Below are 3,601 nucleotides of genomic sequence, written 5' to 3' on the forward strand. Positions count from 1 at the left end.
CTCGCGGATCTTGACGTCCTCGAGGATGTATCCGGCGATCTCCTTCTTGCCGGCGTACCAGTTCGACTTCCAGTCGTGGATGACGCCGACGCGCAGGCCACCCGGATGGATCTTCTGACCCATTTACGCCTCAGTCCCTTCCGTGGTCTCTGCAGGCGTCTCAACGGCGGGCGCCTCTTCCGTCTTCGGTGTCTGACTCTTCGGGGCGCGGCTGCGCTTCGGCGCCGCGGCGGCCTGCTCGGCCGCGCGCGCGAGCGCCTGCGGAGACTGCGCGAGCTCGACCGTGATGTGGCACGTGCGCTTCATGATCGCGGCGACGCGGCCGCGCGCGCGCGGGCGGTGCCGCTTCAGCGTCGGGCCTTCGTCGGCGTACGCGGTGACGACGACAAGGTCGTCGCCGTTCCAGTGCAGGTCGGGGCGTGACTCGGCGTTGGCGACGGCCGAGCGCAGCACCTTGTCCACGTCCCTCGCGACGGCGCGCGCGGAGAACGCGAGAATCGTGCGCGCCTCGGGCACGCTGCGCCCGCGGATCAGGTCCGTGATGAGGCGGGCCTTGCGCGCGCTCGAGTGCACGTACTTCGCATTCGCCCTGACGGTCTGCTGTGTCTCCGCTACCGCCATTACCTCTTGACCTTCGCGTTCTTGTCGCCCGCGTGACCGCGGAACGTCCTGGTCGGCGCGAACTCACCGAGCTTGTGGCCGACCATCTGCTCCGAGATGAAGACGGGCACGTGCTTGCGGCCGTCGTGCACCGCGATCGTGTGGCCGACCATCTCCGGGAAGATCGTCGAGCTGCGCGACCAGGTACGGATCATGTTCTTGCTGCCGGCCGTGTTCATCTGCTCGATGCGCCCGAGCAGGCGCTCGTCGACGAACGGGCCCTTCTTCGCGCTGCGGCTCATTAGCGACGACCCTCCTTGCCGCGGCGCCTGCCGCGGACGATCAGCTTGTTCGATTCCTTGTGCTTCGACCGCGTGCGCTTGCCGAGCGTCGGCACGCCCCACGGGGTGACCGGATGACGGCCCCCCTTGGACTTGCCCTCGCCGCCGCCGTGCGGGTGGTCGACCGGGTTCATCGCCGAGCCGCGGACGGCCGGGCGCTTGCCCTGCCAGCGGCTGCGGCCGGCCTTGCCGACCGTGATGTTCTGGTGCTCCACGTTGCCGACCTGGCCGACGGTGGCGCGGCAGGTGAGCGGGACACGCCGCATCTCGCCCGACGGAAGGCGCAGCACCGCGTGCGGGCCGTCCTTCGCGACGAGCTGGACGCCCGAGCCCGCCGAGCGCGCCATCTTCGCGCCGCCGCCGGGCTTCAGCTCGACGTTGTGCACGAGCGTGCCGGTCGGGATGTTCTCGAGCGGAAGCGCGTTGCCGACCTTGATGTCGGCCTCCGGGCCGGACTCGACCGTCGCGCCGACCTTCAGCTGTGCGGGCGCGAGGATGTAGGCCTTCGCACCGTCCGCGTAGTGCAGGAGCGCGATCCGCGCCGAGCGGTTGGGGTCGTACTCGATCGCGGCGACCTTGGCGGGCACGCCGTCCTTGACGCGCTTGAAGTCGATCACGCGGTAGCGGCGCTTGTGGCCGCCGCCCTGGTGGCGCGTGGTGATGCGGCCGTTGTTGTTGCGGCCGCCCTTCTTCGTCACCGGCGCGAGCAACGACTTCTCCGGCGTCGACTTCGTGATCTCCTCGAAGGTCGAGACCGACATGAAGCGGCGGCCCGCCGACGTGGGCTTGTAGCGACGGACTGGCATCAGAGCTGCGCCCCCTGGAAGATCTCGATCGAGTCCCCGGCGCGCAGCTGCACGACGGCCTTCTTCCAGCCCGGCTTCGTGCCGAGGAAGCGGCCGCGGCGCTTCGGCTTGGCCTGCACCTTGACGATGTTCACCCGCTCGACCTTGACGTCGAACAGCTCCTCCACCGCCTGGCGGACTTGCGTCTTGTGCGCGTCCTTGTGGACCTTGAACGTGTACTGGTTGTTGGCGATCTGCCCGTAGCTCTTCTCGGAGACGACCGGGCGGATCAGCACCTCACTCGGATGCAAGCTCACTGTGCGGCCCTCCCCTGCACGGCCTCGAGCGCGGCCTGCGAGACGACGAGCGAGCGCGCCCACACGATCTGCGCGACCTCGAGCTCCGAGGGCACGGTGACGAGCACGCCTTCGAGGTTGCGGAACGACTTGGCGAGCGCCTCCTCGTCCTCGTGCACGATCACGACGGTCGGCGTCTGCTGCCCCCAGTCGGCCAGCAGCTGCAGCGCGCTCTTCGTGGACGGCGCCTCGAACGACCCGCCGTCGAGCAACGCAAGCGTGCCGGCCTGTGCGTGGTCGGACAGCGCCGAGCGCAGCGCGGCCTTCAGCGCCTTCTTGTTCACCTTGACCTCGAAGTTGCGCGGGGTCGCCGGGAAGACGACGCCGCCGCCCTTCCACTGCGGCGCGCGGGTCGTGCCCTGGCGTGCGCGGCCGGTGCCCTTCTGGCGCCACGGCTTCGAGCGCCCGCCCGAGACCATGCCGCGCGACTTCGCCGCGCGCGTGCCCTGGCGGTGCGCGTTCAGCTCGGAGCGCACGGCCTCGTGGACGAGGTGCGCCTTGATCTCCGCGCCGAACACGGCCTCGTCGAGCGTGACGTCGCTCTTCGACTTCCCACCCAGCACAGGTGCCTTCGCCATCACGCCACCCCCCGGATCTCGACCATGCCGTTCTTCGGGCCGGGGACGGCGCCCTTGAGCAGCAGCAGGTTGCGCCCCGGATCGACGGAGTGGACAGTGAGGCCGGACTGCGTGACGCGCTTGCCGCCCATCCGGCCGGCCATGCGCACGCCCTTGAAGACGCGCGAAGGAGTCGCGGACGCGCCGATCGAGCCCGGCTTGCGGATGTTGTGCGAGCCGTGCGTGACCGGGCCGCGGCCGAAGTTGTGCCGCTTGATCGTGCCCTGGAAGCCCTTGCCGATCGAGACGCCGGACACCTTCACCTTCTCGCCCGGAGCGAAGATCTCCACCGTGACGTTCTCGCCCTGCACCGCCTCGGCGAAGTGCCCGCGGAACTCGACGAGATGGCGGTACGCGGCGTCGACCCCGTTCTTCGCGAGGTGGCCGCGCTCCGCCTTCGAGATCTTGCGGTCGGCGACCGGCTCGAACGCCAGCTGCACGGCCTCGTAGCCGTCGGCGTCCGGCGTGCGGACGGCGACGACCGGGCACGGGCCCGCCTCGACGACCGTGACCGGCGTGACGACGCCCGACTCGGGATCGAACACGCTCGTCATCCCTACCTTGCGGCCGACTAGACCCTTCATCTAGGCCTGACCTTCCTCGGCCGCAAGGTTGGAAGCACGCCTCTCGTTGTCCTTGTAGATCTCGCTCGTGGCAATCATCAGCTCTACAACTTGATCTCGATGTCGACGCCGGCCGGGAGGTCGAGCCGCATCAGCGAGTCGACCGTCTTCGGCGTCGGCGAATGGATGTCGATCAGTCGCTTGTGCGTCCGCACCTCGAAGTGCTCCCGCGAGTCCTTGTCCTTGAACGGCGAGCGGATCACGCAGTACACGTTCTTCTCGGTGGGCAGCGGCACGGGACCGGTGATGGTGGCGCCGGTGCGCTGAGCCGTGTCGACG

Annotated in this window: 8 protein-coding genes; all 8 read right to left on the reverse strand. The window is 69.3% G+C overall.

The window, feature by feature from the left end:
- A partial coding sequence (rpsC, locus tag VF329_06780; GenBank protein HEX7080701.1) for a 30S ribosomal protein S3 occupies positions 1-123 on the reverse strand: 123 nt, incomplete at its 3' end.
- Complete coding sequence (gene rplV, locus VF329_06785) at positions 124-621, reverse strand: 50S ribosomal protein L22 (GenBank protein ID HEX7080702.1); 498 nt, start codon at positions 619-621, stop codon at positions 124-126.
- On the reverse strand, positions 621-902 hold the full coding sequence (rpsS, locus tag VF329_06790) for a 30S ribosomal protein S19 (GenBank protein HEX7080703.1): 282 nt from the start codon (positions 900-902) through the stop codon (positions 621-623). The genes rplV and rpsS overlap by 1 nt, the downstream gene beginning before the upstream one ends.
- Positions 902-1,747 (reverse strand): 50S ribosomal protein L2, encoded by an 846-nt coding sequence (gene rplB, locus VF329_06795; GenBank protein ID HEX7080704.1) that lies wholly within the window; start codon positions 1,745-1,747, stop codon positions 902-904. The genes rpsS and rplB overlap by 1 nt, the downstream gene beginning before the upstream one ends.
- Entirely contained in the window at positions 1,747-2,043 is a 297-nt protein-coding gene (rplW, locus tag VF329_06800; GenBank protein HEX7080705.1) for a 50S ribosomal protein L23, read from the reverse strand. The genes rplB and rplW overlap by 1 nt, the downstream gene beginning before the upstream one ends.
- Positions 2,040-2,660: a 50S ribosomal protein L4 gene (rplD, locus tag VF329_06805; GenBank protein HEX7080706.1), complete on the reverse strand. Its 621-nt coding sequence runs from the start codon at positions 2,658-2,660 to the stop codon at positions 2,040-2,042. Before rplD ends, rplW begins: the two co-directional genes overlap by 4 nt.
- Positions 2,660-3,283 carry a 50S ribosomal protein L3 gene (gene rplC, locus VF329_06810; protein HEX7080707.1) on the reverse strand — a complete coding sequence of 208 codons (624 nt, stop codon included), beginning with the start codon at positions 3,281-3,283 and terminating at the stop codon, positions 2,660-2,662. The genes rplD and rplC overlap by 1 nt, the downstream gene beginning before the upstream one ends.
- 83 nt (positions 3,284-3,366) lie before the next feature.
- Positions 3,367-3,601: 30S ribosomal protein S10 (rpsJ, locus tag VF329_06815; GenBank protein ID HEX7080708.1), on the reverse strand; the 235-nt coding region annotated here is incomplete at its 5' end.

This window comes from Gammaproteobacteria bacterium (genome assembly GCA_036381015.1).
Classification (GTDB): domain Bacteria; phylum Pseudomonadota; class Gammaproteobacteria; order Steroidobacterales; family Rariloculaceae; genus ZC4RG20.